Genomic DNA, 24,575 nt, shown 5'->3' with positions numbered 1-24,575 from the left:
CCGGAAGACGGCGAGACGTGGTCAGGCGCGCACCGCGTCCAGCGACTTCTTCAGCGCCTTCGGCGCGGCCGGCGAGCGGGGCGCCTTCGGCCGCATGTCGATCATCCGCTGGCCGAGCTCCTGCAGCTCGTTACGGCCCATCTTCTCGCGCACCTTCGGGAACCACTCCTGCTCCTCCTCCTCGACGTGGTGCAGCACGTTCTCGATCAGCACCGTCGTCTTGGCGTTGTAGTGCTCGTCGTCCGGCTGCATCGTGAACAGCTCGAAGCAGAGCACGTCGGCGACGTGGTGCTCCTCGTACGACTCCAGGATGTGGTCCTCCAGCTCCGGCAGGCGCTCGCGGACCTCCGGATACATGACCTCGTTCTCGAGGTAGGTGTGCACGGTCAGCGCCTCGAGGATCTGCTTGACCAGCTTCCCGCGCCGGCTCGCCGGCGCGTCCTCGCTGGCCTGGAACTCCTTGAACAGGCGGCGCATCTCCTTGTGGTCCTCTTTCAGCAGGACGATGGCATCGGTGGACACCGGCTGACCTCCTCGGGGTTCGGGCTGAGGCTCCCTTCGGTACCCGGGGGTGGGCAGGAGAAACGGGTGGGGCCCGGCGGACGTCCGCCGGGCCCCACCACGGGTCGTGCGTGCGGTTACCGCACCACGTTGTACGCGTTGACCATGCCGGCGCCGTAGAACGAGTTGCGCGTCCCGCCGGAGCAGGTCGCCTCGTAGGTGTCGCCGAACGCCGGCGTGGGGTTGTAGACCCCCTCCGGGCAGGGCTGCGCGACCGCGCCCCGCTCGAGCAGGGAGGCCAGCGCACCGGGGCTGATGCCCGGGTGCGCCGAGGCGGCCAGGGCCGCGACGCCGGCCGCGTGCGGCGACGACATCGAGGTGCCCTGCTTGTAACCCCAGCCGTTGGTCCGGGTGGAGACGTTGAACGTGGTGGACAGGATGGCGTCCGCCGCGATCGAGCTCGCACCACCGGTCCGGAACCGGGCGTCGCCGCCCGGCGCGGTCACGTCCACGACACCCAGGCCGTACGAGGAGAAGTAGCTCTTCTCCCCGGTCGGGCCGGTCGCCGAGACGGTCACCACGCCCGGTGCCTCACCCGGCAGGACGAGGCAGGCGCTGTTGAGGTTCTCGCGATCCTCGACCGGGGCGCTGCCGTCGTTCGGGCTGCCGTCGTCGGTGTTCTTGTGCTGCAGATCCCAGTTGGAGTTACCCGCCGACGCGACGTGCAGCACGCCCTTGGACTGCGAGTAGCGGATGGCCCGCTGCACCGCCTTCCACACCGGACGCTGCCGCTCGTCGTTGCGGCAGTTCAGCTCCCACGGGTCGATGTAGTAGCTGTTGTTGGTCACCTGCATGCCGTGCTCGGCGGCCCACATGAACCCGCAGACCGCGGCCTCCGGGAAGATCCAGCCGCCGTCGTTGACGACCTTGACGGCGGCCACCTTGACGCCCGGGGCGACACCGGTGACGCCGACGCCGTTGATCGCGGCGGCGATCGTGCCGGCCACGTGGGTGCCGTGGTCGGACGTGGTCGGGTTCCAGGCCGCCTCGGACGTGTTGGCGACGCCGCCGAGGCAGGAGGCGCTCTTGTCCTTGGCGATCTGGCTGGCCAGGTCGGGGTGGCTGCTGGAGATGCCGCTGTCCAGCACGCCCACCACGACGTCGGAGCTGCCGGTGGTCACGGCGTGCGCCTCGGGCACGTCGATCATCGGCATGTCCCACTGCAGGCCGTAGAGCGGCTCACCGGTGGGGTCACCGGTGGCGGCGGCCACGGCGGCGGCGTCGGCCTCGACGGTGACGCCCTGGTCGATGGCGGCGCCGAGACCGGTCGTCGCGGCAACCGAGTCGACCCCGCTGCCCGCCACGTCGGCGGCGAAGCCCGGGTTGGTGGAGCGGACGACCAGGACACCGATCTGGTCGTACGCGGCCACGACCGTGCCCTTGGCGGCGGCCACGCGGGCCACCGCCTTGTCGGTCTTCGCACCGTTCGGAGCGAGCACCAGGTACGTGGTGTCCGGTCCGGCGGCCGACGCGGCGGGAGCCGTGCCCGCGGTGACGGCGAGTCCGACACCGAGGGACACGGCCGACGCGGCGGCCAGTGTCTTGCGACGGAATTTCTTCACACAGACTCCCAGGGGCTGTTGTGCGGCCGGTGCGCTTCCTGGTGGGAAGCGACCGGTGGGCGACGGGCAGGATGCCCGTCATCGCACACAGCGCCGGGCGGAGGTGTGGCGTTACACACACCTGGTGGTGGCGGACAAAGGTGTCAGACCGTCGCGAGCGTGTGCGGGATCTCGTCGAGCAGCTCACGGGCGAGGACCACAGCTCTGGCCGTACCGCAAACCAGGCGCCCCCAGGACGCTGGTGGCGCGGTGGGTCATACCCGCGTGGCGAGTCTGGCGAGAACGACCCCCGACACGATCAGCGTCAGGGCGAGCATGCGCAGCGGTGAGAGTGGATCGTGATGGACGACCACCCCAAGGGCGATCGCGCCGACCGCGCCGATGCCGGTGAAGACGGCGTACGCGGTGCCGACGGGCAGTGTTTCCATCGCACGGGACAGCAGGTAGACGGCGGTGACGCCGAGTGCGACGCACACCGCGGTGGGCCCTGGACGGGTGAAGTTCTGGGTGGGCCTGATGCTCTGCGACCAAACGATCTCCACCAGCCCGGCGAGCACGAGCAGGAGCCAGCTCACTGGACCTCCCTCTCCGCGGCCTCCCACGCCGTAGCGAGGGAGGCTTCGTGGAATTCGCGGAAGTCGGCGAGCGACGGATCGACGAGCGCGTTGACCATCTCCACGGTGAGGAATGTGACGTCGTTGATTCCGAAGTGGCCGGCGAGGAAGTCGCGTAGGTAGCGCTCGTGGTGGTCGAAAGGGGCGCGGGGCGCGCCGGGGAGGTAGGAGCCGCCGCGGGCGGCGGCGACCACGACGCGTGCGGTGAGCCGGGCGCGAGGGAAGGTGACCTGGTCGATCCACGCCTTGAGGCTCGCCGGTACCGAGTAGTTGTACATCGGAACACCCAGCAGCAGCTCGTCGGCATCGACCAGTTCGACGAGCAGCGGTTCAACGACATCCCAGGCCCGGCGCTGTGCGGGGGTGCGTACCGCTTCGGACAGTCGCCGCGGGTCGGTGAGGCCCTCGGCGAGGACGGTATCGCAGATCTGCGTCCACGCCTCGTCGATGAATGGCACCGGATCGGCGACCAGGTCGCGGTATGTGTAGTGACCGTCCGGGTGGGCGGCGCGCCAGGCGTCGGCGTAACGGGCGCTGAGCCTTCGGGAGAAGCCTTGGCGGCGGGCGGCAGAGTCGAGGTGCAGCAGACGCATGATGGATCCAATCCCGTAAGCGGACATCGTGTCCACTTACGGAGTCTACCGCTGCCCGACGGCCCTGTCAGGTCGGTGCTGTCCCGACACGCCGCGGTACGGGCCCAACCGAGAGGTTCCTGAAACCCGGCCTTGAGGCAGAGATGACGGAGGATCTCGGACGGCCGCGGCTGACCATCGGGAGGACGCCGCGCACCTCCGAAGTCCGGTCATTGAGGGCGGATGGCTGGGTCGCTCTCGCCGCGCAGCTCGGCCACGAAGCCCTGCCGCCAGGATGGCCGGGACGGCCGCCAGTCGAGAATGCGCCGGGCGCGGGCGTTGTCGGCGCCGCGCAGCCTCGTCATGAAGGCGACACCCCAGTCGCCGACGGCGAGTCGGGCGAGCACTGCGGGGGCCGTCCTGGGCCTGCGGACCACCAGGATGTCCGCCAGGGCCGGCAGCCAATCGTTCACCGGGGCTGGATCGTCGTCGACGATGTTGAGGACTCCGTCGGTGGTCCGGTCCAGGGCGGCCACGATCGCGGTGGCGGCGTCATGGGCATGGGTGAAGGAGAACCTAGCGGTGCCGCCTCCGACCAGCGGCACCTTGCCGGCGCGGACTTGGCGCACGAAGGATCCGTCGTTGGCGTAGATGGAGCCGGGGCCGTACAGGTGCCCCGATTCGCAGCACGAGCCCGCCCGCCTGAGTGGTCAGCTGCTCCAGGTCTCGTAGCGCGGCCAGTACGGGGGCGAATGACCGGGGCGGCCGCTGCCAGAGCGGGCTGTCCTCGTTGGCGAGCCCGTCACGATCCGGGTCGTACGCGTAGGCCAGCCCTTCGGCCACGACGCGCTTCACCCCGGAGCGCTCGGCCGCGTCCATCAGGTTGCGGGTGCCCTCGGTGCGGAGCTGGTTGGTCAGTGCGAAGTCCCGCGCCAACCGTCGTGGGTTGATCTGGTCCGGGACCGCGGTGAGCAGGTTGACGAGCGCGTCAGGTGCCGCGTCGCGGACGGCCGACCTGACCGCGTCACGGTCGAGGGCGTCCGCCACCACGACCTGTGCCCCCAGCCGTCGTACCGCGAACACCCGCCGGTCCGATCGAGCGAGCCCGACCACCTCATGGCCGGCCGAGGTGAGCATTGGCACGAGCTGCCGACCGATCACGCCGGTGGCACCTGCGACGAAGACTCTCATGTCCCCTCCTGGGAATCCGTGCCCGCCTCTCGGCTGGCGTTGTATGACGGGCGACGACGGCCCGCAGTTGTCGAGCGAGGTGTGATTCGGGCGGCAGGCCGGCGGGCGCGACGCATGCGTTGCCGAGGGCGCTCCGCCAGCGTCGCCGGACCCCACAGAAGCGCGATCAGGACCGCCACCGCGAGAACGAGCGGTCCGGCGACCGCCGGGTCGTATTGGGATCCGGCGTCGGGGGAGAGCGTCCATGCAACGTTGTACGAGGCATGCCCGAGCACCGGCGCGAGCAGGCCGCCCCCGGTGTTGGCCCACAGCCAGGTGAGGACGATTCGGAGTCCCACGGTGAACAGGCACTGCCAGAGAATCCAGCTGGCGTTGTGCCCCGCCTGCAGGTACGGCACGACGTGCCAGGCTGCCCAGATCACCCCGATGGCGGCGCCCGCGCCCAACGCGCCGAAGCGCTCGCGCAGCGGCGCCGTGAGGTAGGCCGACCAGCCGAGTTCCTCGGCGAGCGAACTCGCCAGGTACAGGGCGGCCAGCACCGGCACCGCCGACCAGCCGGCAGAGAAGCCTGGCAGCGGCGTACCGGTCCACTGCACGCCCAGGTACGGCACGAGCAGCACCAGCGGCATCAGGAAGACCGCCGTTGCGTACCAACCGAATTGCCGAACTCTCGGCGGCGTGCACGCAGCCGACACCCAGAGCCGTACGCCCGCCACGCCGTGCCGCCGCCGAATGAGCACCACCGCCGCGAGACCCGGACACACCACCATCAGTGCGCTCGCCGGGAGGTCGGCGCGCGTGACGGGGGCGAGGCTGCCGATGGACGGCCCGAACGTGTAGAAGGCTGCGCTCATCAGGAAGATCAACGCGACGAATCCGACGACTCTCCGGCCGCCGAGGCTTCGGCTACCCATCGGTCTCCTCCCTTCGGGCGGCGGCCGCGGATGACCCACCTGGAGCCGCGTGATCGACCAGGCGGCGACGAGTCTCGCGGTCCCGCCGACCTCTCGCTGGCCTGGCTCGCCGCTGACGTCGGCACGAGCAAGAGCGGCGTGCCGGCCCTGCCCGGCTCCTAGCTATGGGCGCGTCATCTCGCCGTGATCCGGTACGCGCGGGGGTATACGCAACCAGGGTGATCGAGTTGGCGTGGTGGCACCGTCCTGCTGGTGTCGAAACCCCTGGTCGCCCTACTGCATCTGGGGCTCCGGTACGTCACGCCGTCGGCGCCCTGGCGTCGGTTGCCCCGGGCCGCTCGTCCCGGAGGAGCTCCTGCATGGCGCTCGCCAGCTCGCCGGGTGCCGTCAGCATCGCGTCGTGCCCCGTGTCGATCCGACGCGTCGGATAGCCGGCAGCAGCCGCCAGTTCGGCGAACGGGTATGCCGGTGAATCGCAGAGGATCGCCGATCCCGGCACGCCGGCGATGCCGGCCGCGAGCCGTGTCGGCTCGCTGAAGGTGGCCCAGGGCTGGGGGCGCAGTCGCACCTTGAGCCAGGCGGAGTCCATGGGATCGAAGACACCGAACAGCCCGGGCGGGGGCGGCGGGACCAGCCGCTGCAGCCCGGTCCCGGTGGCGGTGGAGGCGCAGAAGTCCCGGAAGGCGGGTGGCGCCAGGTCGAACAGTGACTGCCCGTCGGCGCCCAGCCAGGCGTCGATCAGGAGGAGGTGTCGGATCGTGTGCGGGGCTCGCGCCGCCGCCTCCCGGACCACCAGGCCTCCGTAGCTGTGCCCGACGAGCACGACCGGCTCCGATTGCGCGACGAGCATGGCGTGCAGATGGTTGGCCTGGTGATGGAGCCCCACGCCCGGCTCGCCCGCGGCACCGGGCAGGGTCGGGGTGACCACCCGGTGACCGGCGGCGGCGAGGTGCGGACGCAGCCGGTCCCAGGCCCAGGCGCCGTGCCAGGCGCCGTGCACGAGCACGAAGGTGCTCACGGCGCCGTTCCTTCCACCGGGGCCGGCGCGGAGAGGCGGGCCCGCAGGGCGACCAGCGCATCGATCTCACCGAGGTGGCCGAACGACCCCTGTAACGTGCCGGACAGGATCTGGTAGGGCGACGGCTGGCCGCTCCGGCTGTCGTGGATCCGCCCGGACAGCACCCGGATCGTGGCCGCCAGGTGCTCGGCCGACTGGGTGAGGTAGGCGGTCAGGTCTGCGGCCGGCAGCACCGGCACGGCGCGCATCTGGGCCGGGGTGTAGCCGGTGAGCGTACCTAGCCCTCGGTAGCCGAGGCCGACGGGATCGTAGCCGGTGGCCTCCTGCCACCCGGCGGTTCGCCACAGCTCGTGTTCGGCGGACCGGGCAGGAAAGGCGCGCGTGGCCAGGACGTCCAGCCACCGGGCCACGTGCCATACGGTCACGGCCGGGCTGTTGGCGTCCGGATGGGGCTGCCACGCCAATTCGGCAGCGGAGATCAGCTCCAGCCTGGCGACCGTCTCCTCCCGCAGATCATGAAGGAGTTCGATGAGCGCGTCGGCGGCCGTGGCGGGCATAACCGGTCGGTAGGGCGTCAGACGGGGCTCGATGGTGTCCACATAGCTCACATGAAATTTGTACGACCGTTCGTTCACTTTGTCAACCATGATGAGCCCTCGGCCCGGCGCGGTGGCGGTCCGCCATCTATTACGGAGCGTCCGCCCTATGTCAGGGCCGTCGCTCATGCTCGCGCCTCTCGCGAGCCCTCGACCGTCTCGCGAGAGGTGTGCCGCCACGCGGCGACGCGACGAGCCGTCGGCGAGTCAGCGGAGTGCGTACACCCGGTAGCGCACCCGACTCAGGGAGACTTCGTTGAAGGCGACGGTCACCGTCGAGTTCAGCCAGGCGTACGCCTCCGCGCCCGTGTCGAAGAGCGGCGTCGTGCGGCCGTACATCTCCGCCTCGCGGACGGTCTCGCCCGCGTACAGCCGGCTCATGGCCTCGTCGTCGAGCCGGAACCGGCCGGCGACGGTGAGATGGACGAGCGCGTCGTCGTGGGTGCGGATGGTGGCCCGGACGTCGAGGCGCCCGACCCGGTCGGTCCCGGCGAGCATCCAGTCCCCGCCCCCTGGGAGGAACGTGCCGCGCAGCCGTGGGCCCTCCACGGTGCCGCCTTCGATGATCGAGATCAGCCGTACGCCGAGCGGTGAGGTGAGCATCTGGGGTGCCGCCAGGGCGACATCGAAATCACAGAGGTGGTCTACGGCCAATGAGGTGGCCGACGCAGCGGTCGTCATGAGTTCAGCCTCGACCTCAGCACTTGGGAAAGTCAAGCAACAACTTGGAGAATAAAAGTCTGTCGGCCTAAGGTGGGGTATGCGCCCGTACCAGCACTACTGCGCGGTGGCGAAGTCGCTCGACGTGATCGGTGAGCGGTGGTCGCTCCTGATCGTGCGCGAACTGCTATCCGGCCCGAAGCGCTACACCGACCTGCTCCGAGACCTGCCGGGCATCGCCACCGACATGCTCGCCACGCGGCTGCGTGGCCTGGAGCGGCACGGCGTCGTCGCCCGAGAGACGCTTCCCCTGCCCGCGGCGACGGCCGTCTACCGGCTGACTGCCCTCGGGGCCGGACTCGCGCCAACCGTGACCGAACTGGCCCGGTGGGGGGTGGGTCTTCTTGGCGACCGCACCGGAGAAGCCTTCCGCAGCCACTGGCTCGCCCTGCCGCTGTCGGCGTCGTTTCGGCCCGATCGGGCAGCTGGCACTCGGCTGACGATCCGGTTCGACACGCCGGACGGCACCCTGCACGCCCGCATCGACGACGGCGAACTGCGGATTCCCGCGGACCCGGTCGAGCTGGCCGACGTCGTGGTGCACGCCGGCGCCGACGCGCTCGCCGCGACGGTACGGGAGCCGGGGACCGCGGCGGCCGCCGTCGCTGACGGCCGCATCGTCCTTACCGGCACTCCGCAGGCCCTGGCAGAATTCGCCGCCGCTTTCGGGTTCGACCGGGCCGCCACCGGCCGCAACGACGGCTGACCGTCCTGGACGACCCGCCCCACTCCCGCGCATTGCCGTCGGTACGTGCGCCACTTCGCCCAGTTCCACCGGCACCACAACCCGGGCTGCGCATGGCGGTGCGGATCACGCCGACGGGTCAGCGTCCGCCCGCCACACGGAGGTTGGCTCCCGTCACGTAGGACGCATGGTCGCTCATGAGCCAGGCGATGGCGCGCGCGACCTCGCTGGGCTCCCGGCCCGGCCGAGCGGGGTGGCCGGTCCGAGCCTGGCGGCCCGGCCGGGGTCCCCGCCTTGTTCGGCATGGAAGTCGGTGGCGATGATGCCCGGGGAAACGGCGTTGACCCGAATGCCGGCTGGCCCGAGTTCCTTGGACAGGCCGACGGTCAGGGCATCGATGGCCGCCTTGGTGGCGGCGTAGTGAACGTACTCGTTCGGGCTGCCGAGTGTCGACGCAGCGGAAGACACATTCACCACCGCTCCGCCCGCGGCGATCCGGCGGGCCGCCTCGCGCAGGCAGAGAATGGCGCCTACGAGGTTCACGTCCACGACGCGGCGAAGGTCCGACTCGTCCAGGTCGACGAGGCGGCCGATCCGACTGGTGACGCCCGCGTTGTTGACCAGGCCCGTCACCGGCCCGAGGGTGTCCGTCGCGGTCTCGAACAACGTCCGTACGGAGGCCGCGTCGGCAGTATCGACCGCGACCGCCATCGCTGCCTGGCCGGCGTCGCGAACCGCCTTGACGATCGAGGCGGCGGAGGCGGTGTCGGCGCGATAGCCGACGACGATGTCGTGGCCGTCGTCTGCGAGCGCCCGGCAGGTGGCGGCCCCGATACCACGAGACCCGCCGGTGACGATCGTTACGCGCCGCGCGGCACCGGAACCGACCGGGCCGCGGCGATTGCCGGCGGAGCTCACAACCAGTCCTGGTGGTAGCGCGGTGCGCGGGACGACCGCGCACGGGCGGATCGGGGGTCAAGGTCTCTGGGCGGGTGGGCCCGGCTCATGTGAGCTCCTCGGTCGCGGGGCCGGCGGCGGCCCGATCTTATTAACCAGACGGTCGACGTGGTGCCGACGTCGGCACCACGTCGAGAGACGAGACGGCGCGGTCAGGTGTGACACGTCTTCCCGGGGAAAGGGACCTTCGCTGGCGGGCGGCCTGCATTGGATGCCCGGCAGCGGTGACGGGCCGCAGGTCGGCCGGCCGGGCATGGGGAGGCGGACCGTCGTGGTCGCCTGATGATCGCGTCTCGACATCGAACGGCGAGAGCGGCGCCGCCTCCCCACTGGCAATCCCTTACCGGTCCTTGCCCAACAGGAACGTCACGCCGAGTTCGACCGCTGCGTCCATCGGCAGTCGACACACGCCGACCGCCGTTCGCGCGTGCTGCCCGAACTCGTCACCGAGCAGGTCGACGAACAATGCCGATGCACCGTCGAGCACGGTCGGCTGTTCGGTGAAATCGTCGCCACCGGCGACGTAGCCGTCGACGCGTGACAGACCGACGAGCGTTCCGCCGTCCGCGAGAACGGCCGCGATCTGGGCGACCACGTTCAGTGCAGCCTGTCGGGCGGCCGCCACGCCTTCAGCGACCGTGAGTTCGACGCCGACCCTTCCGGTGTGCGTCAGTGTGCCGTCGGCCAGCGGCAGTTGGCCGGACAGCGCCACGACGTCGCCACGGCGCACGGCGGCGGCGTACGCGCCGAGCGGCACTGGAGGCCGGGGAAGGGCGATCTGTCTGGCAGCCGCAGCCGCGTGCACGGCTGCGGCTGTCAGCCCGTCACCGACTGCCGGGCCGGTCACGGGACGAGCACCACGGTGCCGCGAGTGGCGTTGGCGGCCATGAGCGCGTGCGCTTGGCGGGCATCCGCGAGCGGGAGGGTGCGATCGAGCAGTGGCCGGACGAGTCCGGCGGCGACCAGTTCCAGGCCCCAGGCGAGGTCTTCCGGCCCGCCCATCAAGGTGCCCAGGATCCGCTTGTGCGCGAAGAAGAACTCTCGCACGTGGAAGCTGGCCTCGACGCCGGCCACGAAGCCCATGGCCACCACGGTGCCCTGGGGTCGCACGGCGTCGAGACTCTGCCCGAGAACGTTGCCGCCGAGGTTGTCGATGGCTACGTCGGCGCCCCGCCCGTCGGTCCAGTCGAGGACCGCCTCGACGATGTCGGTGGCCGTCACGTCGACGACGAGATCGGCACCCGCTGCCTCAGCCGTCGGAACCTTCTCCGCACCGTCGACCGTGGCTGCCACGGTGGCGCCCAGGGCCTTGGCCACCATGATGTTCATCGCCCCGGTCGCCGACGATCCGGCCTGGACGAGAACGCGGTGACCGGATCGGACTCCGCCGACGGTGCGGACGGCCCGGACGCCGGTGATCAGCGCCATGGGAAGAGTCGCCACCTGCTCGGGCGGCAGATCGGTCGGGTCCGGTACGACGTACTCGGCCGGCACGCAGAGGTATTCCGCGTAGGTGCCCCACTGCGCCGTTCCGCCGATGGCGTAGCTCGGTGCGGCGGCCATCGGCGTGAAGTCACGATCGCGCGGCTCCAGCGGAAAGCCCGGGAGCGGAATCACCCGATCCCCCGTGGTGAAGCCCTCGACCTCGGCGCCCAGCTCGACGACCTCGGCGGCGGCGTCGGATCCGAGCACGTGGGGCAGCGGCAGGTCGCGTGTGACACTGCCCTCCCGGATGTAGTGCTCCAACCGGTTGGTGCCACTGGCGAGGATCCTGAGCAGAACCTCACCGGGCCCTGGCTCGGGTGTGGGTGCCTCCGCGTACTCCAACACCTCGGGACCACCGAAATCGCGCATGGCGACCACTTTCATGACTGCACTCCTGTCCTGGCCGAAGGGCCGGTGCCGCGCGTCCCCTGCGCGCATGTACGAAGGATGTCATACAACTTAGCAGTTGTGCGAGATCCCTCGTACAATGGCGTCGGTCACTCATCACAGGAGGACGAAGCACGTGACAGGTGCAGCGCCCCGGCGGCAACTTCCGCAGCCGAGCCGCGACGAGCTGCGACTCACCGCCGTGCTCGCGGCTCTCAGCGATGAGATTCGGCTGGCGGTCGTCCGCGATCTTGTTACCGCGACCGAGCCGTTGCCCTGCTCCGCCTTTGTCCTGCCAGTCACCAAGGCCACGATGACCTACCACTTCCGTGTCCTGCGCGAGGCCGGGATCATCGAACAACGGGAGCAGGGCAACCGGCGTATGAACCGGCTGCGGCGTGCGGATCTCGACGCCCGCTTCCCCGGCCTGCTCGATCTGGTCAACGCATAGCGGCGGCGGTCGGTTCGTGGCTAGGGGTGGTGGCAACCCGTGCCGCACCCAGGAGTTTCGTGGTTTCACCGCGTCGTCCGCCGGGGTTGCCCGGCCCGCAGGCCCACACGCTGATCCGGGGTGCCCGGCCGCTGCAGGTCGACGCTGATCATCAGCGCGGACCGCGCTGCGCAACGTCTATCGAGCAAGCCCGAGATCGTCAGCGATCTGCGCCGGCGTCGCCCCTGGCCGAGACCGGTACAGTGCGACCGCGTCGACCTTGAGTTGCTTCCTCACACGCCATCCGGCGAGCCGAAGATTGCCGCCGGGGTGCCGGTGTACCAGACGTTGTCGATCCGGACCCGGCGCATCACCCAGCGCGCACCATCGCGCATCAGCGCCACGTCGTAGCGGTTCTTGAGCAGCGCGTGCGTCCCGCGGTCCGCGACGAGCACGTGCTGGGCCTCTACCAGTGCGGTCAGGGTGGCGCCGTCCCCGGCGACGTCGGACCTCGGGTTGGTGACCTGGTGGGTGGTGACAACCCGACCGGCAAAGCCACCGAGAATGGTGTCGACGATGGTGTCCCGGCTGACCATGAGCGGGGGCCGCCCGCCCCAGCGGGCAGCGGCAGGCCGGAAGTCGAGCTCCGCGTCGGCCGCGAAGGAGGACGCGACCAGCGTTCGGTCGGCCAGGTCCTGGCCCAGCCCGAAGCGGTACAGCGCGTCCACGATCTCAAGGTGGTCACGCAATTCCCGGTCGATGGCGGCCGGCCCGACCGGCGGGGCGGCGAGAGCATGGCTTCGAGTGACGTACATGCCGCAAGCCTGGACCGGTCGGAATGCCGGATCAACATGAGTGTCTGCAACGATCGTGAAGCCGGGCTTCACGATCGGAAGGGCGATGGGTGCTGGAACGACAGGAACTCGACGCGTTCATCGCGGTCGCCGAGGAACTGCACTTCGGTCGCGCCGCGCAGCGGCTCCTCGTGTCGACGACCCGAGTCAGTCAGACAATCCGCAGACTGGAGCGGCGGGTCGGCGTGCCCCTGTTCAATCGCACCAGCCGTCGCGTGGAGCTCACCAGGGTCGGACGTGAACTGTACGACGACGTCAAGCCCGCCTGGGTGCAGATCGCCGCGGCGCTGCAGCGGGCGGTCGCGGCTGGCCGAGGCACGGCCGGGACGCTACGGGTGGGCTTTGTCGGCGCTGCCGGTGGCCAACTCGTGCTTGAGATCGCCGAGCTGTTCCGGGCGCGGCACCCCGATTGCGACGTGCGAATCCGGGAGGTCCAGCTCGGCGAGGTCGGGGCGTGGTTACGCGACGGCGTGGTCGACGTGGTGCTGGCCGCCTACCCGATCGGCGTGCCTGATGTGGTCGCGGGAGGTGCGCTGATCAGCGAGGCACGCATGCTGGCCGTGCCGGCGCAGCACCCGCTCGCGGCCCGGGACAGCATTCCGGTCGAAGACCTGGCGACGCTACCGCTGCTGGCACCGCCACCGGCGGCCGCAGAGCGGTCTGATGCCCGGACGCCGACGACCGAATCGGCCGCACCTCCGGTCAACGAACCAGCGACCGCGACGTTTCAGGAACTGTTGACGCTCGTCGGCTCCGGTCGCGGCATGCTCCCCGTCGGTGCCCACGTACGCCGCTACTACGCCCGACCCGACGTCACCTACGTCGTGGTCGCCGGCGCGACACCCGTCCAGTGGGGTCTCGTGTGGGGAAGAGGCGCCGCGTCCGCCCGCGTCCTGGCCTTCAACGAAGCGGCACTGGACCTCGTCCGTCACGGGTGAACCTGGTGCCGGCAATCTCGACATCCCCGGCGCAGTACCTCGAGCCTGCGGCGACGGTCAGGTGGCATCCGGCGAGACAAGCCCTACCCGCTGGTGGTAGGCGTCCTTGATCTGGAGCAGGTGGTCCTGCTCGACGGCGAAGTTGCGTGGTCGCGGGGTGTCCGGATTGGGGTCGAGAATGACCTCGGCGGCCCCGGTTCCCGCCAGCGCGACCACGTCGTCGACCACCTGATCGAGCGTGCCCACGCCGAGGGGGCGGCCCGCCGGGGCGGGTTCAGCCGTCAGCCGCGCCTTGATCCGAGGGACGAGCTGGGGAGCAGGCCGACCGGCGGCGGCGGAGGCGTCGGCCAGCGCCGGTAGACCGACCCGGCGCAGCCAGTCCAGGTCGGGGTTGATCGGATGCCAGCCGGTGCCGTGCCGGACAGTCCGCCGGAGAGCCGGCCGGCTTGCACCACCGACCCAGATCGGCACCCTTCCGCTCGCTGGCTGTGGACCGGTTGCGACGTCGGAGAACCGCAGCCCGTCGCCGTCGGCGCTGACCGTCTCCTGTGTCCACGCCCGAGTAATGATCTCGAGGTACGCGTCGGTGGTCCGACCGCGGGCGGTCGCGTCCAGCCCGAGCGCGGCGAACTCCGTGTCGGCCCATCCAGAACCGACGCCCAGCACGAACCGGCCCCGGCTCATCTGCTGCACCATGGCGCTCATCCGGGCGGTGAGCAGCGGGTGCCGGTACGGCAGCACGGCCACCGACGTGCCAAGACGGAGCTGCGTGGTCTGTCCCGCCAGCCAGGCCAGCAGTACGAAGGGGTCGTAGAACGGCGCCGGATAGGTCTCCGTCACCTGCGGCGTGGGCGCGACGTGGTCGGAGACCACGAGGGTGGCGAAATCGTTGTCCTCGGCGAAGCGCGCCCACGCCAGGAGCGTGCCGGGATCGGTCTCCGGGCCGAAGTTGGGCACGTTGAGGCCGATGCGGATCATCCTGCCGACCCCGGGATGTACGCCCGGAACGGTTCGGACAGCTCGGCTTCGGTCAGTGTGGTCTCACCGCGCCGGGCGATGCCGGGCAGCACCGCGGTCACCGCGTCGATGAGCCGCGCGGTCGTCTCGGGTTCCGGATCGATCTCGGTAGGGACGCTCTCCTTGCTCGCAGCGAAGACGATCTCGCGGATCCCAGCCGCCGCGGCCACCGTGCGGCAAAGTGCGCACGGCTCGCAACTCGAGTAGACCACCCCCCGGTCAGGCCGACCGAACCGGTGCGCCGAGCGGCGTCGCGGACCGCTGCGACCTCGCCGTGCGCCGCAGGATCCATGTCGGAAAGCACGGTATTGACCCCTGCGCCGATCACCACACCGTCCCGGACGACGACGGCAGCGAACGGCGGATGCCCGGCCGCGCCGCGGCGCCGCGCAAGGCCGACGGTGCGCGCCAGCATGCCCGGCTCGCCGCCGAGGGAGGCGATCGTCGCACCGATCAGGTCCGCACCGTCGTCGGGAGCGGCGAGGTCCTGGAAGAGCGTCACCTGGACACATGCGGGGCCGGCCAGACGGGAGTTGAGGGAGTTCCACGGCGTCCGCACCGGCGGTGCGACGAGGTGTGCCCCTGCCCGGGTGAGCCGACCGGTCGTGGCGGCGGTGTCGGCGACCTCGAAGGCCAGCCGTACCGGTCCGCTGGGGACAGCGGCGGTCTCCACCTCGTCGATGAACCGTGCCTGGGCCTCGTCGGCCAGCTCCAGCGTGGAGCGGCCGGCGTCGAGAATGACGACCCGCGCGCCGTCGGGCCCGGAGACGGCACCCGACTCCGGCAGGCCCAATATGTCGCGGTAGTAGGTCACCGCGTCGTCGAAGTCTGCCACGGTCAGGACGACGCGGAGTTGGTGTACAGGAAGCCCGTTCATGGCGGCACCATAGGAGCTGACACTGATGTCAGGGGCAAGGGTGGTGCCGGTCACAGGCCGGCCAGAAGGGTGAGAGCCGTGCGGATCGGGGAACTGGCGGCGCGGACCGGGGCCAGTGTGCGCTCGATCCGGTACTACGAGAAGCAGAACCTCCTCGGTGCCACCCGCAGCCACGGTGGCCAGCGGATTTTCGACGAGGAGGCAGTCGAGCGGGTGGCGCTGATCCGGCGCCTCCTCGACGCCGGACTCACCAGCCGGACCATGGCGGAGCTGCTGCCCTGCATCACCGACGCCGCGGTCCGCACCCCCTACCTGGCGCTGCGCCTGCACGAAGAGCGCCAGCGGATCCTCGACCAGATCGAGCGGCTCGGGCGTACGGTCGCCGCGCTCGACGCCGTCATCGGCGACTTCGGCGGGGGCGATGGCGGCAACCTGGCGGTACGTCGACGAGGCCGGCGGCCGGTCCGCTTGCGCCGACGGACACCGGCAACTTGACGTCGAGCGGTGCGCCGAAGAAAGAGCCAGCCGCCGCCCCACACAGCCCTTCGATCAGCGGTCGAGACGGTCGTACGCGGCGCGGGCCTGATGCACCCGTTCGATGTGGGTCTCGGCCCACTCCTTGATGGCCCGCTGCAGGGGCAGGAGTTCTCTCCCGAGGTCGGTGAGTGCGTAGTCGACCCGGACCGGCACCGAGGGAGTCACCGTGCGGGTGATCAGGCCGTCGCGCTCCAGCGTCCGAAGTGTCTGAGTGAGCATCTTCTCGGTGGCACCGGCGACGACGCGAGAGAGCTCGGCGTAGCGTAGCGGTCCGTCAGCCAGCGCACTGACCACGAGGGTCAGCCACTTGTCGCTGAGTGTGGCTAGAAGCTCATGGCCGGGGCACTCGGCGAGGTTGGCGTTGTACCGGCGGCGTGCCTCCGCCCGCCGCTCTGAAGCGGTCAGTGTGGTCATCGGTGCCTCTCCCCTCGGTGGCCAACGCACCTTGAAGTGCGTCCTTACTGAGCCGACGTTAGCGTGCCTAGGGTCGCTGCCATGAAGGCTGTGATCGTTCGTCACTTCGGGGGCCCCGATGTCCTCGAGGTTGCAGAGGTTCCCGAGCCGCGACCGGAGCGCGCCCAGGTGCGTATCCGGGTCGTCGGCGCCGCCGTCAATCGCATCGACCTGTCCACCCGGAGTGGCGCGTTGACCGCTGCCGGGCTCCTGCCGCCGTTGCCGTCGACAGGGCTCGGTTGGGACGTCGCCGGCGTGGTGGACGAGGTGGGCGCCGATGTTTCCACGTTCGTGGAAGGCGATGCGGTCATCGGGCTGCGCGATGTGCTGTCGGCGCCCGGCGCGCAGGCCCAGTGGGTGGTGCTCGACGCAGCGGCGGTCGCGGCGGCGCCGAGGTCGATCCCGCTCGTCGAGGCGGCCGCGCTGCCCCTGGTCGGCCTTACCGCGCTCGAGTCGCTGGACCTGTCGGGGGTGTGCCGCGGCGACACCCTCCTGGTGACCGGTGCGGCCGGCGGCATCGGCGCGCTCGTCGTCCAGTTGGCCGCGCGACGCGGCGTGCGCACCGTGGCCGTGGCCGGCGCCAAGGACGAAGAGGCGGTTCGGGGGTACGGCGCCGACGAGTTCATCTCCCGTGAAGGGCTGACCGTCCTCGGTGCCGACGTACGGCGGATCGTGCCCGGCGGAGTGGATGCCGCGATCGACGCCGCGGTCATCGGCATCGCTGCTCATGAGGCGCTCCGTGCGGGGGGCACCTTCGTGACACTGGTGCGCCCGTTTGCGCCGCCTCCTCTCCGCTCCACGCGGGTCGTCGTGGCCGAGTCGTGGGCCGACGGCACTCGGCTGGCCGACCTCGTCGCCCTCGTCGACGCCGGCCAGTTGACGCCACCGACCGCGCGGACCATGCCACTCGATCGCGTCGCCGAGGCACACGAGACGTTTGCCGCCGGTGGGGTACGCGGCCGGCTGGTCCTGGTGCCGTGACCGCAGCGCTACGACGACGGCGTAACACCGTCTTCGCCTATAGTCCACGTCTATCAGCGCGCCCCCCACCTCGGAATCGGCGACCACCCTCCACCACCGCAGCCATCCGGCCGATCCTCGACACCTCTCCGCCGCCTGCCGTGCCACAGGTGAGCCAGGGACCTAGCGGCAGGTATGTAGAGCCTGGACGCAGGGTCCTGCCGATTGTCGCGACGAAGTTCTCGTCGAACTGGTCGGCCAACCCACGTCTCGGTCCGGGCTTGGCGGGAAGGTCGTCGGCGGCAGCTAGTGGCCAGAGCTCTCATCCGGATTCGGCCACGGACCGTGCGGGTGTCGCAGATCCGCTGGAGGTGACTGTGGCGCAGCAACCGGTGGACGGCACCGTGTTACGTCGGATGAGCTGCCTCGGGTCGGCAGGGCCGATCAGGACGCCCACAGCAAGGCCAAGGTTTCCGCGGTGGGCACATTGACGTTCGACCCATAGGTGGACTGTCGCCCGGCCTGCTCCGGGTCTGCGCGGTTATCCGGTGGCGCTCGTCACCAGGGATTGCGGGGTGCCGACCGGGACAGTAGTTTGACAAACATCGTACAAGCGCACGATCCAGTCTGGAGGTGAGATGACCTTCGTCGACGAAGGGCTCGCCACTCGTCCCGGATTCGCCCGCACCTTCCGGCCCGACGACCTGACATTGGGGCTCATGTTCCCCCTCGAGTCGTACGACGGACCGATCCCGCGGATGGATGTCGGCGAGCAGGTGGCCCTCGCGCAGCTCGCCGAGCGGGTCGGCTTCGCCGCACTCTGGGCCCGCGACGTACCGCTGCTCGACCCGGGATTCGGTGACGCCGGGCAGATGTTCGACCCGTGGGTGTGGCTCACCCATATCGCCGGTAACACATCGCAGATCGCTCTGGCCACCGGTTCGACGGTGTTTCCGTTGCGCAATCCGATCGACATCGCCAAGGCGGCAGCGTCATTGGATCTGCTCTGCGACGGACGGCTCATTCTCGGCGCAGCCACTGGTGACCGGGGAGTCGAATTTCCCGCGTACGGCCTGGACCGGCAGCTCAGCGGGGACCTCTTCCGTGCCGGGGTGGGGGCCGTCCGCCGGCTGTGGGCCGATGACTTTCCGGCTCTGGATTCTCCGTTCGGGGTGATGCGTGACGCAGGCCTGCTTCCCAAGCCTGCGGGGCGACGGATCCCGGTGCTGATCACCGGAAACAGCCGACAGACTGTCCAGTGGATCGCCGAGCACGGCGACGGTTGGCTGATGTACCCGCGCCCGCTCCGTCAGCAGTACCACGTCCTGCGGTCCTGGGAGGAGGCGCTGGAGGAGGTCGGCTCGAACCGCAAACCGTTCGCCCAGTCACTCTATGTCGACCTGGTTGACCAGCCGGGGGCTGCGCCTGTGGCGATCCATCTCGGCTACCGCACCGGGCATCACTACCTGATCGAACATCTGGCCGCCCTTCGCGAGATCGGCGTGAACCACGTAATCATCAATCTCAAGTACGGTCGCCGTCCGGTCGACGACGTGTTGCGGGAGCTGGCCGAGGCGGTCCTGCCGCATCTCTCTCCTGCTACGAGCCAGCAGCCGTCCGGTACCTGAGCGAGGGGCGAGACCGCCGGGCGCAAGGTATCGGGGGCGCGCGGTCTGCCGCTTCGTGATCGGCGGGTGCTCGCCGATCGAGCATGTGCCGGCCGTGAGGCCCGCGCGTTGGTTTCCACGCGGGCCTCACGGCCGAGCAACCACCGCAGGACGTCGGTTGGGTGCCGGTACGGTGAGGTTTGTGGCTGCTGACGGAACCCGGGAACGTGCCGACGCCGCCCGTAATCGTGCACTGGTGTTGAGCGCAGCGGAGGAGCTGTTCGCGACGCGGGGTGCGGACAACGTGACGATGGACGACATCGCCCGAGCGGCCGGGGTGGGACGGGCGACACTGTATCGGCGCTATCCCGATCGCGCGTCGATCGCACTGGCGCTACTCGACCGCCACGAGCGCGCCCTGCAGGAAGAACTGCTGCACGGCGCTCCGCCGTTGGGCCCCGGTGCACCTCCGGCCGAACGGATGGCAGCCTTCTATGACGCGATGACGACTCTGCTGGAACGGCACGTCCATTTGGCGCTGGCAGCCGAGATCGGGCAGGTGCGGTACACGACCGGAGCGTACGGGTTCTGGCGGGCACACGTCCACGCGCTGCTGGTTGCTGCCGGCGTCGCCGATCCGAAGGTCCTGGCCGACATGCTGCTCGCGCCACTCGCGCCGGACCTGTACCGCTTTCAGCGTGCCGAACGGGGCCTGTCGCGCGAGCGCATCAGCGCTTCGCTGGCGTCGCTCGCGCACCGGCTCCTGGGCTCGTGATGCCGCACCTGCCGGCGGCCGTTCTCATGGAGGGATCGCCGTCGTGTCGCCCGCTATCCCTCGCCGACCAGTCCGGAGAAGACGCGAACGCGCGCCGTGAATGCCGTCTCTGTCTGCTGTAGCGCGCGCCCGTCACCGAGCAGATGACCACGGACACCGGCGGCCAACAGGGCGTCCAGCTCGAACGCCACCTGCTCGGCGTCTGCGGCGAGCGTGTCCGACGCGGCCCGGAGTTCGGTGGCGAGAGCCTCGAGCCACTCACCGCGTAGGTCCGCGACCGCCGCCTGGAGCGGCCCTGGACGGCCGGCCTGTTCTGCGACGCAGCGCTGGAGGAAACATCCACCGGGAAAGACGCCGCCGCGTACGTACCTCAGCCAGGCGGTGAGGAGCGCGGCCAGGCGTTCGGCACCGGCCGGGCTCGCCCACGCCGGCTCGATCACCGCTCGGATGTACACCTGCCGTGCATGCTCAACGGTTGCGAGCTGGAGCGCCTGCTTGGTGCCGTACAGGGCGGCCACACCGCTCTTGCTCATCCCCACGTCGGCGGCGAGTTGAGCCAGCGAGAGAGCGTTGAGCCCGTTGACGCTCGCGGTGGCTGCGGCCTGGTCGAGTAGACGGCTCCTGGTGCGCCGTCCCCGAGCCAGCCTGCCGTCCTCGATCGTCATGGACCACGATGATAGGACGCTCGTGCGGACGCCGCACTCCGCAGGGCAGTGCCACGACGCTCCGGGAAGGGCCGCCCCAATGGCCTGCACCAAGCCGGCGTGAGCGTCGGAGATGACCAGGCGGACCCCTGTGAGGCCGCGGGCGGTCAGGCTGCGCAGGAACGCCAGCCAGCCGGCGCCGTCTTCGTCGGAGGCGACGTCCAGGCCGAGGACTTCGCGTTGGCCGTCGGCGTTGACTCCGACGGCGATCAGCGCGTGGACGTTGACGGTGCGGCCGTGCTCGCGGACTTTCATCGTCAGCGCGTCGGTTCACAGGAACGGTGTAATGCCCTGAGTCCAAGGGCCGGTTGCGGAACGCCTCGACCTGGGCGTCCAGGTGGGCGGTCATCTCCGAGACCTGCGGCTTCGACAGCTGCCGGATCCCGAGTTGCTCGACCAGCTTCTCCACCCGCCGAGTCGACACGCCGAGCAGATAGGACGTCGCCACCACCGAGACGAGTGCCTGCTCGGCTCGCCGGAGGTGCGTCAGCAGCCAGTCCGGGAAGTACGAACCGGTGCGCAGCTTCGGGGTCGCCAGGTCAATCGTCCCGGCGCGGGTGTGTCCCACTCCGTTGCGGGTAGCTGTTGCGGGAGTTGACCCGCTCGTCGCTGCGCTGCCCGTATGCGGCGCCGCATATCGCGTCGGCCTCGGCGGACATCAACGCCGGCGTGAACGTCTTGATCAGCGCCTGCAACACGTCCGGCGACGCGCCCTCGATCTGCTCGCACAGCAGGTCAACGGGGTTCGCACTCTCAGATGCGGCTATCGGTTCCTCTCCTTCTATATGACCTGGTTGTCTCGAAGCATCACGCGGTGGCCGTCTCCTATCTACGCAACACGCCCATCACGGGCAAGTCGTACACCACTTCCGTGGGCGCAACCAGCCGCTCCGGCATGCACTGGCGTGCGCCATCTCGTCGCGTGACCGACGCGCGTAAAGGAGGGGCGACCGGGTAAGCGCGGCCCGACCGGACACGGACAGGGGAGGTACGCCGTGGCGACCATGACCATGGAGCAGAAGAGCGCCCTGAAGGACAAGAACTACGACCTCATCCACGCGATACAGATGTCCCTGGAGAACATCTACCGGATGGAGACGTACATCTCCGACGCCGAGGCGCGCGGAGACAGCGAACTCGCCACCTGGTTCAAGAAGATCCAGGAGAACAACCGCAAGGCGGGCGAGCAGGGCAAGCAGATGCTGATGGCGCGCATGCAGCAAGAGGGGCGCTGACCGTCGGCGAGTCGCCGGCCGGACCGCTCACCGGAGCCGTCCGGCCGGCGGCGTGTCCCTGCCCGGCGGCCCGCCGGCGGCTACGGTGTGAGGCGTGGCGACGACGGCGGCGGAGGAGATCCGGGTCGGGGAGCGCGTCGTGCGGGTTTCCAGCCCGGACAAGCCGTACTTTCCGGAGCGGGGACTGACCAAGCTCGACGTGGTGCAGTACTTCCTGGCCGTCGGCGACGGCATCCTGCGCGCCCTGCGGGACCGGCCGACCATGCTGGAGCGCTGGCCGCGCGGCGTCTTCGAGGGCGCGAAGATCGCGACCCGGCAGGACAACCGGGGCGACGCCTTCTACCAGAAACGGCTCCCGGCCGGTGCACCCGACTGGGTGCAGACCGCCCACATCACCTTTCCCAGCGGCCGCACCGCCGACGAGGTCGCGCCGAGCGAGCTGGCCGTGGTGGCCTGGGCGGTCAACCTCGGGACCTTGCGCTTCCACCCGTGGCCGGTGTCCAAGAGCGACGTCGAGCGGCCCGACCAGCTGCGCATCGACCTGGATCCGCTGCCCGGCGTCGGGTTCGACCAGGTGGTGCCGGTGGCGCAGGAGGTACGCGCGTTCCTCGACGAGCTGGGGCTGGTCGGTTACCCGAAGACCACCGGAGGCCGGGGGCTGCACGTCTACCTCACCATCGAACCGCGGTGGAGCTTCGGTGACTGCCGGCGCGCGGTGCTGGCGCTGGGTCGGGAGATGCAGCGCCGCCGCCCGGACCTGGTCACCACGACGTGGTGGCGCGAGCAGCGGGACCGGCCGGTCTTCGTGGACTACAACCAGATGGCCCGCGACCACACGATGACGTCGGCGTACTCGATCCGACCGACTCCGGCCGCGCTGGTGTCCGCGCCGCTGCACTGGTTCGAGCTGGCCGACGCCCGGCCGGAGGACTTCGACGTCACCACCATGCCGACCCGCTTCGCCGAGTGCGGCGACCCGCACGCCGGCCTCGACGAGCGGGCGTACTCGCTGGAGCCACTGCTGGAGCTGGCCGATCGGGAAGGGCTGGAAGCCCCGCCGGAGCGCTGACCCGGCGGGGCGACACCGACTAGTGCCAGTCGCTGATCCGCACGTCCCGCGGCGACGGTGCGCCCGCACCGGTCTCCACGAGCGACTTGAGGCTCATCAGGTACGAGCCCCACTTGGTGCTGCAGTGGTGCATGAACTCCACCGGTTCCTTCCAGCCCCGGTGGGTGAACAGCACGATCGTGTAGTCGCCGTCCTGGCGCAGGTTCCAGTCGACAGTGGTGCCGATCCACTCCTCGGGCCCGTCGACCACCCGCCACACCACCCGCTCGGAGGGCCGTAGTTCGACGACCTCCATGTCGAAGCCACCGGGCAGGAAGCGGAACTGGAGGATGCCGCCGACGTCACCACTGCCCGTGGTGTCGTCGGTCCACCATCCGGCCAGGCCATCGACGGTCGTCAGCGCGTCGTACACCTTCTCCGGCGTCGGGGTCTCGACCCCGATCCGGTGCAGAATGTCCACCATCTCGAATCTCCGATCTCGTCGGTCTTGTGTCGTCAATCCGGTTGTGTGCGTTGGATCGCCTCGGCGATCCGCTTGATCCGCCGCAGTCGGGCGTCCCATGCCGACCCGACCGAGGACAGCTGGGCCACCGCGCGGGCGAGCTGGGCGTCGTCCACCCGGTACCGTTTCTCCCGGCCGGCCGGCGTCGCCCGGACCAGACCGACCCGGTCGAGGACGCCGAGGTGCTTGGCCACCGCCTGACGGGTGACCGGCATCCGCTGACTCAGCGTGGTCGCGGTGCCGTCGCCCTCCATGAGCAGCAGATCGAGCATCCGGCGCCGGGTCGGGTCGCCGATCGCCGCCCAGAGGTCGTCGTCGATCTTCTCGGCAACCGCGGTGCTCATGGCCGCACCCGCAGCGTGGAGAGGTACCGCGTCAGTCGCTGGAGGTAGAAGTCCCAGCCGGCGACGTGCTCCTGGTACTGCTGCTCCAGGACCGCGAGTTCCCAGCCCAGCTCGCGGAAGCCGGTCTCGGTCATCCTGAGCAGCGTGCCGTCGCCGGACGGGGTCAGGTCGAAGGTGACCAGCAGCGAGTTGCCCGCCGCGGCGACCTCGTCGGCCGGGTGCGTCCACCGGAACGAGAACGTCCGTGGTGGCCGCGCGTCGATGACGTTGAACGACAACACGGTTCCACCGGCGTCGCGGACGCCGAAGACGATCTCTCCCGTCGAACCGGGGGTCGGGTCGTACCGGGCGTCGTCCGGCCACCACTGCCGGACGTGCTCGGGGCTGCTCACCACCTCGTAGACGACCTCGGGGGACGCCTCGACGTAGATCTCGCGTTGGATGGTTCCGAACTCCACGGCAGCCTTCTGCAACCTTTGGTTGCGCATGACGTTACCCGGGGAGTGGCCATGACGCAACCATTGGTTGCGTTTCGGGTGCCGGAGGTCAGCCCGCCGGTCCGCCCGGCCGGCGACCGTCCAGTTCGGCGAGGAGCCGCTTCGGCGCCACCGCCCGGTACGCGTCCTCGCAGACCTCCGCGACCTCGGCCCACTCCGCGCCCTGGTCCAGCCGCATCCCGAGCCACCCGCGATGTCCCACGTACGGGGGACGGAAGTAGACCCTCGGGTCGGCCGCCAGCAGCTCCTGCTGCGCGCCGGGCGGTGCGGCACACCACAGGTGGGGGAACTGGTCCTGATGGTGCCCGTCCGCCCAGAGCATGACGAAGGAGGTCCGGCCGCGGATGAACCAGGTCGGCGCGCCGTGGCTGAGTCGTTCCGTCACCGCTGGAAAAGCGGTGCAGAACGAGCGGATCCGCTCGAGTGGGCCGGCGTCGTCCATGGCCTCGCGACCTCCCGGATCGGGTGGTCCCCAGCTTAGGGCCGGCAACGGCGTCCCGGGTACCGGGGACAT

At 70.1% G+C, this 24,575-nt stretch carries 31 protein-coding genes and 2 pseudogenes; 10 read left to right on the top strand and 23 right to left on the bottom strand.

Features of this window, described 5'->3' with window-relative positions; all coding sequences use genetic code 11:
- Positions 1 to 21 precede the first annotated feature (21 nt).
- From ABTW87_RS26760 to ABTW87_RS26730, 7 genes are all read right to left on the bottom strand, one after another.
- Positions 22 to 522 (bottom strand): hemerythrin domain-containing protein, encoded by a 501-nt coding sequence (locus tag ABTW87_RS26760; RefSeq protein ID WP_350653841.1) that lies wholly within the window; start codon positions 520 to 522, stop codon positions 22 to 24.
- 116 nt (positions 523 to 638) lie between these two features.
- Complete coding sequence (locus ABTW87_RS26755) at positions 639 to 2,123, bottom strand: S8 family peptidase (protein WP_350653840.1); 1,485 nt, start codon at positions 2,121 to 2,123, stop codon at positions 639 to 641.
- Positions 2,124 to 2,377: 254 nt separating this feature from the next.
- The gene (locus tag ABTW87_RS26750) at positions 2,378 to 2,698 is read right to left on the bottom strand and encodes a DMT family transporter (protein WP_350653839.1); all 321 of its coding nucleotides are present in this window, start codon (positions 2,696 to 2,698) and stop codon (positions 2,378 to 2,380) included.
- Positions 2,695 to 3,357: an FMN-dependent NADH-azoreductase gene (locus tag ABTW87_RS26745; protein ID WP_350653868.1), complete on the bottom strand. Its 663-nt coding sequence runs from the start codon at positions 3,355 to 3,357 to the stop codon at positions 2,695 to 2,697. The genes ABTW87_RS26750 and ABTW87_RS26745 overlap by 4 nt, the downstream gene beginning before the upstream one ends.
- A 182-nt stretch (positions 3,358 to 3,539) precedes the next feature.
- Positions 3,540 to 3,938, bottom strand: coding sequence for an NAD-dependent epimerase/dehydratase family protein (locus ABTW87_RS26740; protein ID WP_350653838.1), 399 nt, complete (start codon positions 3,936 to 3,938; stop codon positions 3,540 to 3,542).
- On the bottom strand, positions 3,886 to 4,500 hold the full coding sequence (locus tag ABTW87_RS26735) for an NAD(P)-dependent oxidoreductase (protein ID WP_350653837.1): 615 nt from the start codon (positions 4,498 to 4,500) through the stop codon (positions 3,886 to 3,888). The genes ABTW87_RS26740 and ABTW87_RS26735 overlap by 53 nt, the downstream gene beginning before the upstream one ends.
- Complete coding sequence (locus ABTW87_RS26730) at positions 4,497 to 5,414, bottom strand: CPBP family intramembrane glutamic endopeptidase (protein WP_350653836.1); 918 nt, start codon at positions 5,412 to 5,414, stop codon at positions 4,497 to 4,499. Before ABTW87_RS26730 ends, ABTW87_RS26735 begins: the two co-directional genes overlap by 4 nt.
- A gap of 30 nt (positions 5,415 to 5,444) precedes the next feature.
- On the opposite strand from ABTW87_RS26730, the gene ABTW87_RS26725 reads away from it, so the two are divergent.
- Positions 5,445 to 5,576 (top strand): hypothetical protein, encoded by a 132-nt coding sequence (locus tag ABTW87_RS26725; RefSeq protein ID WP_350653835.1) that lies wholly within the window; start codon positions 5,445 to 5,447, stop codon positions 5,574 to 5,576.
- A 136-nt stretch (positions 5,577 to 5,712) separates the two neighbouring features.
- On the opposite strand, the gene ABTW87_RS26720 is transcribed toward ABTW87_RS26725, so the two are convergent.
- The 3 genes from ABTW87_RS26720 to ABTW87_RS26710 form a co-directional block, all read right to left on the bottom strand.
- On the bottom strand, positions 5,713 to 6,432 hold the full coding sequence (locus ABTW87_RS26720; protein ID WP_350653834.1) for an alpha/beta fold hydrolase: 720 nt from the start codon (positions 6,430 to 6,432) through the stop codon (positions 5,713 to 5,715).
- Entirely contained in the window at positions 6,429 to 6,989 is a 561-nt protein-coding gene (locus ABTW87_RS26715) for a DinB family protein (RefSeq protein ID WP_350653833.1), read from the bottom strand. The genes ABTW87_RS26720 and ABTW87_RS26715 overlap by 4 nt, the downstream gene beginning before the upstream one ends.
- A gap of 246 nt (positions 6,990 to 7,235) precedes the next feature.
- Positions 7,236 to 7,709, bottom strand: coding sequence for a DUF3237 domain-containing protein (locus ABTW87_RS26710; RefSeq protein ID WP_350653832.1), 474 nt, complete (start codon positions 7,707 to 7,709; stop codon positions 7,236 to 7,238).
- Positions 7,710 to 7,788: 79 nt separating this feature from the next.
- Between ABTW87_RS26710 and ABTW87_RS26705 the strand changes: the two genes are divergently transcribed.
- Complete coding sequence (locus tag ABTW87_RS26705; protein WP_350653830.1) at positions 7,789 to 8,454, top strand: winged helix-turn-helix transcriptional regulator; 666 nt, start codon at positions 7,789 to 7,791, stop codon at positions 8,452 to 8,454.
- 118 nt (positions 8,455 to 8,572) lie between these two features.
- On the opposite strand, the pseudogene ABTW87_RS26700 reads toward ABTW87_RS26705, so the two are convergent.
- From ABTW87_RS26700 to ABTW87_RS26690, 3 genes and pseudogenes are all read right to left on the bottom strand, one after another.
- A pseudogene (locus tag ABTW87_RS26700) lies at positions 8,573 to 9,351 on the bottom strand (SDR family oxidoreductase).
- 379 nt (positions 9,352 to 9,730) lie between these two features.
- Complete coding sequence (locus ABTW87_RS26695) at positions 9,731 to 10,237, bottom strand: RidA family protein (protein ID WP_350653829.1); 507 nt, start codon at positions 10,235 to 10,237, stop codon at positions 9,731 to 9,733.
- Positions 10,234 to 11,259, bottom strand: coding sequence for a quinone oxidoreductase family protein (locus ABTW87_RS26690; protein WP_350653828.1), 1,026 nt, complete (start codon positions 11,257 to 11,259; stop codon positions 10,234 to 10,236). The genes ABTW87_RS26695 and ABTW87_RS26690 overlap by 4 nt, the downstream gene beginning before the upstream one ends.
- A 139-nt stretch (positions 11,260 to 11,398) precedes the next feature.
- Here ABTW87_RS26690 and ABTW87_RS26685 point away from each other — a divergent pair, with 139 nt between their 5' ends.
- A complete protein-coding gene (locus ABTW87_RS26685; RefSeq protein ID WP_350653826.1) occupies positions 11,399 to 11,713 on the top strand; it encodes an ArsR/SmtB family transcription factor in 315 nt (104 codons plus the stop codon).
- Positions 11,714 to 11,985: 272 nt separating this feature from the next.
- Here the strand turns inward: ABTW87_RS26685 and ABTW87_RS26680 are convergent, their stop codons facing one another.
- On the bottom strand, positions 11,986 to 12,507 hold the full coding sequence (locus tag ABTW87_RS26680; RefSeq protein WP_350653824.1) for a nuclear transport factor 2 family protein: 522 nt from the start codon (positions 12,505 to 12,507) through the stop codon (positions 11,986 to 11,988).
- A gap of 89 nt (positions 12,508 to 12,596) precedes the next feature.
- Between ABTW87_RS26680 and ABTW87_RS26675 the strand changes: the two genes are divergently transcribed.
- On the top strand, positions 12,597 to 13,484 hold the full coding sequence (locus ABTW87_RS26675) for a LysR family transcriptional regulator (protein WP_350653822.1): 888 nt from the start codon (positions 12,597 to 12,599) through the stop codon (positions 13,482 to 13,484).
- A 57-nt stretch (positions 13,485 to 13,541) separates the two neighbouring features.
- On the opposite strand, the gene ABTW87_RS26670 is transcribed toward ABTW87_RS26675, so the two are convergent.
- Both ABTW87_RS26670 and ABTW87_RS26665 read right to left on the bottom strand, forming a co-directional pair.
- Positions 13,542 to 14,462 (bottom strand): TIGR03619 family F420-dependent LLM class oxidoreductase, encoded by a 921-nt coding sequence (locus ABTW87_RS26670; protein ID WP_350653820.1) that lies wholly within the window; start codon positions 14,460 to 14,462, stop codon positions 13,542 to 13,544.
- Between the two features lie 97 nt (positions 14,463 to 14,559).
- The gene (locus ABTW87_RS26665; protein ID WP_350653818.1) at positions 14,560 to 15,432 is read right to left on the bottom strand and encodes a VOC family protein; all 873 of its coding nucleotides are present in this window, start codon (positions 15,430 to 15,432) and stop codon (positions 14,560 to 14,562) included.
- Positions 15,433 to 15,456: 24 nt separating this feature from the next.
- Here ABTW87_RS26665 and ABTW87_RS26660 point away from each other — a divergent pair, with 24 nt between their 5' ends.
- Positions 15,457 to 15,873 (top strand): MerR family transcriptional regulator, encoded by a 417-nt coding sequence (locus ABTW87_RS26660; RefSeq protein WP_350653816.1) that lies wholly within the window; start codon positions 15,457 to 15,459, stop codon positions 15,871 to 15,873.
- 54 nt (positions 15,874 to 15,927) lie between these two features.
- Here the strand turns inward: ABTW87_RS26660 and ABTW87_RS26655 are convergent, their stop codons facing one another.
- Positions 15,928 to 16,329: a winged helix-turn-helix transcriptional regulator gene (locus ABTW87_RS26655; protein WP_350653814.1), complete on the bottom strand. Its 402-nt coding sequence runs from the start codon at positions 16,327 to 16,329 to the stop codon at positions 15,928 to 15,930.
- An 81-nt stretch (positions 16,330 to 16,410) separates the two neighbouring features.
- On the opposite strand from ABTW87_RS26655, the gene ABTW87_RS26650 reads away from it, so the two are divergent.
- The 3 genes from ABTW87_RS26650 to ABTW87_RS26640 all read left to right on the top strand — a co-directional run bounded on the left by ABTW87_RS26650 (position 16,411) and on the right by ABTW87_RS26640 (position 19,710).
- On the top strand, positions 16,411 to 17,349 hold the full coding sequence (locus ABTW87_RS26650; RefSeq protein ID WP_350653813.1) for an NADP-dependent oxidoreductase: 939 nt from the start codon (positions 16,411 to 16,413) through the stop codon (positions 17,347 to 17,349).
- Between the two features lie 617 nt (positions 17,350 to 17,966).
- Positions 17,967 to 18,956 carry an LLM class oxidoreductase gene (locus ABTW87_RS26645; RefSeq protein ID WP_350653812.1) on the top strand — a complete coding sequence of 330 codons (990 nt, stop codon included), beginning with the start codon at positions 17,967 to 17,969 and terminating at the stop codon, positions 18,954 to 18,956.
- 181 nt (positions 18,957 to 19,137) lie between these two features.
- The gene (locus tag ABTW87_RS26640) at positions 19,138 to 19,710 is read left to right on the top strand and encodes a TetR/AcrR family transcriptional regulator (RefSeq protein ID WP_350653810.1); all 573 of its coding nucleotides are present in this window, start codon (positions 19,138 to 19,140) and stop codon (positions 19,708 to 19,710) included.
- A gap of 53 nt (positions 19,711 to 19,763) precedes the next feature.
- Here ABTW87_RS26640 and ABTW87_RS30295 read toward each other — a convergent pair whose 3' ends face one another.
- Positions 19,764 to 20,375 (bottom strand): TetR/AcrR family transcriptional regulator, encoded by a 612-nt coding sequence (locus ABTW87_RS30295; protein ID WP_502891651.1) that lies wholly within the window; start codon positions 20,373 to 20,375, stop codon positions 19,764 to 19,766.
- A 51-nt stretch (positions 20,376 to 20,426) separates the two neighbouring features.
- Positions 20,427 to 21,181, bottom strand: a pseudogene (locus tag ABTW87_RS26635) (IS256 family transposase); the annotation flags it as partial.
- Between the two features lie 243 nt (positions 21,182 to 21,424).
- Here ABTW87_RS26635 and ABTW87_RS26630 point away from each other — a divergent pair.
- A complete protein-coding gene (locus ABTW87_RS26630) occupies positions 21,425 to 21,649 on the top strand; it encodes a hypothetical protein (RefSeq protein WP_350653808.1) in 225 nt (74 codons plus the stop codon).
- A gap of 94 nt (positions 21,650 to 21,743) precedes the next feature.
- Positions 21,744 to 22,718 carry a DNA polymerase domain-containing protein gene (locus ABTW87_RS26625; protein WP_350653806.1) on the top strand — a complete coding sequence of 325 codons (975 nt, stop codon included), beginning with the start codon at positions 21,744 to 21,746 and terminating at the stop codon, positions 22,716 to 22,718.
- Positions 22,719 to 22,737: 19 nt separating this feature from the next.
- Here the strand turns inward: ABTW87_RS26625 and ABTW87_RS26620 are convergent, their stop codons facing one another.
- The 4 genes from ABTW87_RS26620 to ABTW87_RS26605 all read right to left on the bottom strand — a co-directional run bounded on the left by ABTW87_RS26620 (position 22,738) and on the right by ABTW87_RS26605 (position 24,503).
- Entirely contained in the window at positions 22,738 to 23,181 is a 444-nt protein-coding gene (locus ABTW87_RS26620; RefSeq protein WP_350653804.1) for an SRPBCC family protein, read from the bottom strand.
- Positions 23,182 to 23,213: 32 nt separating this feature from the next.
- Entirely contained in the window at positions 23,214 to 23,564 is a 351-nt protein-coding gene (locus tag ABTW87_RS26615; RefSeq protein ID WP_350653802.1) for an ArsR/SmtB family transcription factor, read from the bottom strand.
- On the bottom strand, positions 23,561 to 24,022 hold the full coding sequence (locus ABTW87_RS26610) for an SRPBCC family protein (protein WP_350653801.1): 462 nt from the start codon (positions 24,020 to 24,022) through the stop codon (positions 23,561 to 23,563). Before ABTW87_RS26610 ends, ABTW87_RS26615 begins: the two co-directional genes overlap by 4 nt.
- Positions 24,023 to 24,110: 88 nt before the next feature.
- Positions 24,111 to 24,503, bottom strand: a complete 393-nt coding sequence (locus ABTW87_RS26605; protein ID WP_350653799.1) for an MmcQ/YjbR family DNA-binding protein — start codon at positions 24,501 to 24,503, stop codon at positions 24,111 to 24,113.
- Between the last annotated feature and the right edge of the window lie 72 nt (positions 24,504 to 24,575).

The sequence above is a fragment of the Micromonospora sp. NPDC126480 genome (assembly GCF_040302465.1).
Classification (GTDB): Bacteria; Actinomycetota; Actinomycetes; order Mycobacteriales; family Micromonosporaceae; genus Micromonospora.
Note: the sequence above shows the minus strand (reverse complement) of the source record. Positions and strands in the feature narration are given on the sequence as shown.

Coding starts and splice junctions, on each gene's coding strand:
- ABTW87_RS26680 (WP_350653824.1), bottom strand. CDS start 12,507: ATGTACGTCACTCGAAGCCATGCTCTCGCCGCCCCGCCGGTCGGGCCG.
- ABTW87_RS26620 (WP_350653804.1), bottom strand. CDS start 23,181: ATGGTGGACATTCTGCACCGGATCGGGGTCGAGACCCCGACGCCGGAG.
- ABTW87_RS26745 (WP_350653868.1), bottom strand. CDS start 3,357: ATGTCCGCTTACGGGATTGGATCCATCATGCGTCTGCTGCACCTCGAC.
- ABTW87_RS26705 (WP_350653830.1), top strand. CDS start 7,789: ATGCGCCCGTACCAGCACTACTGCGCGGTGGCGAAGTCGCTCGACGTG.
- ABTW87_RS26605 (WP_350653799.1), bottom strand. CDS start 24,503: ATGGACGACGCCGGCCCACTCGAGCGGATCCGCTCGTTCTGCACCGCT.
- ABTW87_RS26730 (WP_350653836.1), bottom strand. CDS start 5,414: ATGGGTAGCCGAAGCCTCGGCGGCCGGAGAGTCGTCGGATTCGTCGCG.
- ABTW87_RS26650 (WP_350653813.1), top strand. CDS start 16,411: ATGAAGGCTGTGATCGTTCGTCACTTCGGGGGCCCCGATGTCCTCGAG.
- ABTW87_RS26615 (WP_350653802.1), bottom strand. CDS start 23,564: ATGAGCACCGCGGTTGCCGAGAAGATCGACGACGACCTCTGGGCGGCG.
- ABTW87_RS26735 (WP_350653837.1), bottom strand. CDS start 4,500: ATGAGAGTCTTCGTCGCAGGTGCCACCGGCGTGATCGGTCGGCAGCTC.
- ABTW87_RS26715 (WP_350653833.1), bottom strand. CDS start 6,989: ATGCCCGCCACGGCCGCCGACGCGCTCATCGAACTCCTTCATGATCTG.
- ABTW87_RS26655 (WP_350653814.1), bottom strand. CDS start 16,329: ATGACCACACTGACCGCTTCAGAGCGGCGGGCGGAGGCACGCCGCCGG.
- ABTW87_RS26645 (WP_350653812.1), top strand. CDS start 17,967: ATGACCTTCGTCGACGAAGGGCTCGCCACTCGTCCCGGATTCGCCCGC.
- ABTW87_RS26725 (WP_350653835.1), top strand. CDS start 5,445: ATGACCCACCTGGAGCCGCGTGATCGACCAGGCGGCGACGAGTCTCGC.
- ABTW87_RS26710 (WP_350653832.1), bottom strand. CDS start 7,709: ATGACGACCGCTGCGTCGGCCACCTCATTGGCCGTAGACCACCTCTGT.
- ABTW87_RS26670 (WP_350653820.1), bottom strand. CDS start 14,462: ATGATCCGCATCGGCCTCAACGTGCCCAACTTCGGCCCGGAGACCGAT.
- ABTW87_RS30295 (WP_502891651.1), bottom strand. CDS start 20,375: ATGACGATCGAGGACGGCAGGCTGGCTCGGGGACGGCGCACCAGGAGC.
- ABTW87_RS26690 (WP_350653828.1), bottom strand. CDS start 11,259: ATGAAAGTGGTCGCCATGCGCGATTTCGGTGGTCCCGAGGTGTTGGAG.
- ABTW87_RS26630 (WP_350653808.1), top strand. CDS start 21,425: ATGGAGCAGAAGAGCGCCCTGAAGGACAAGAACTACGACCTCATCCAC.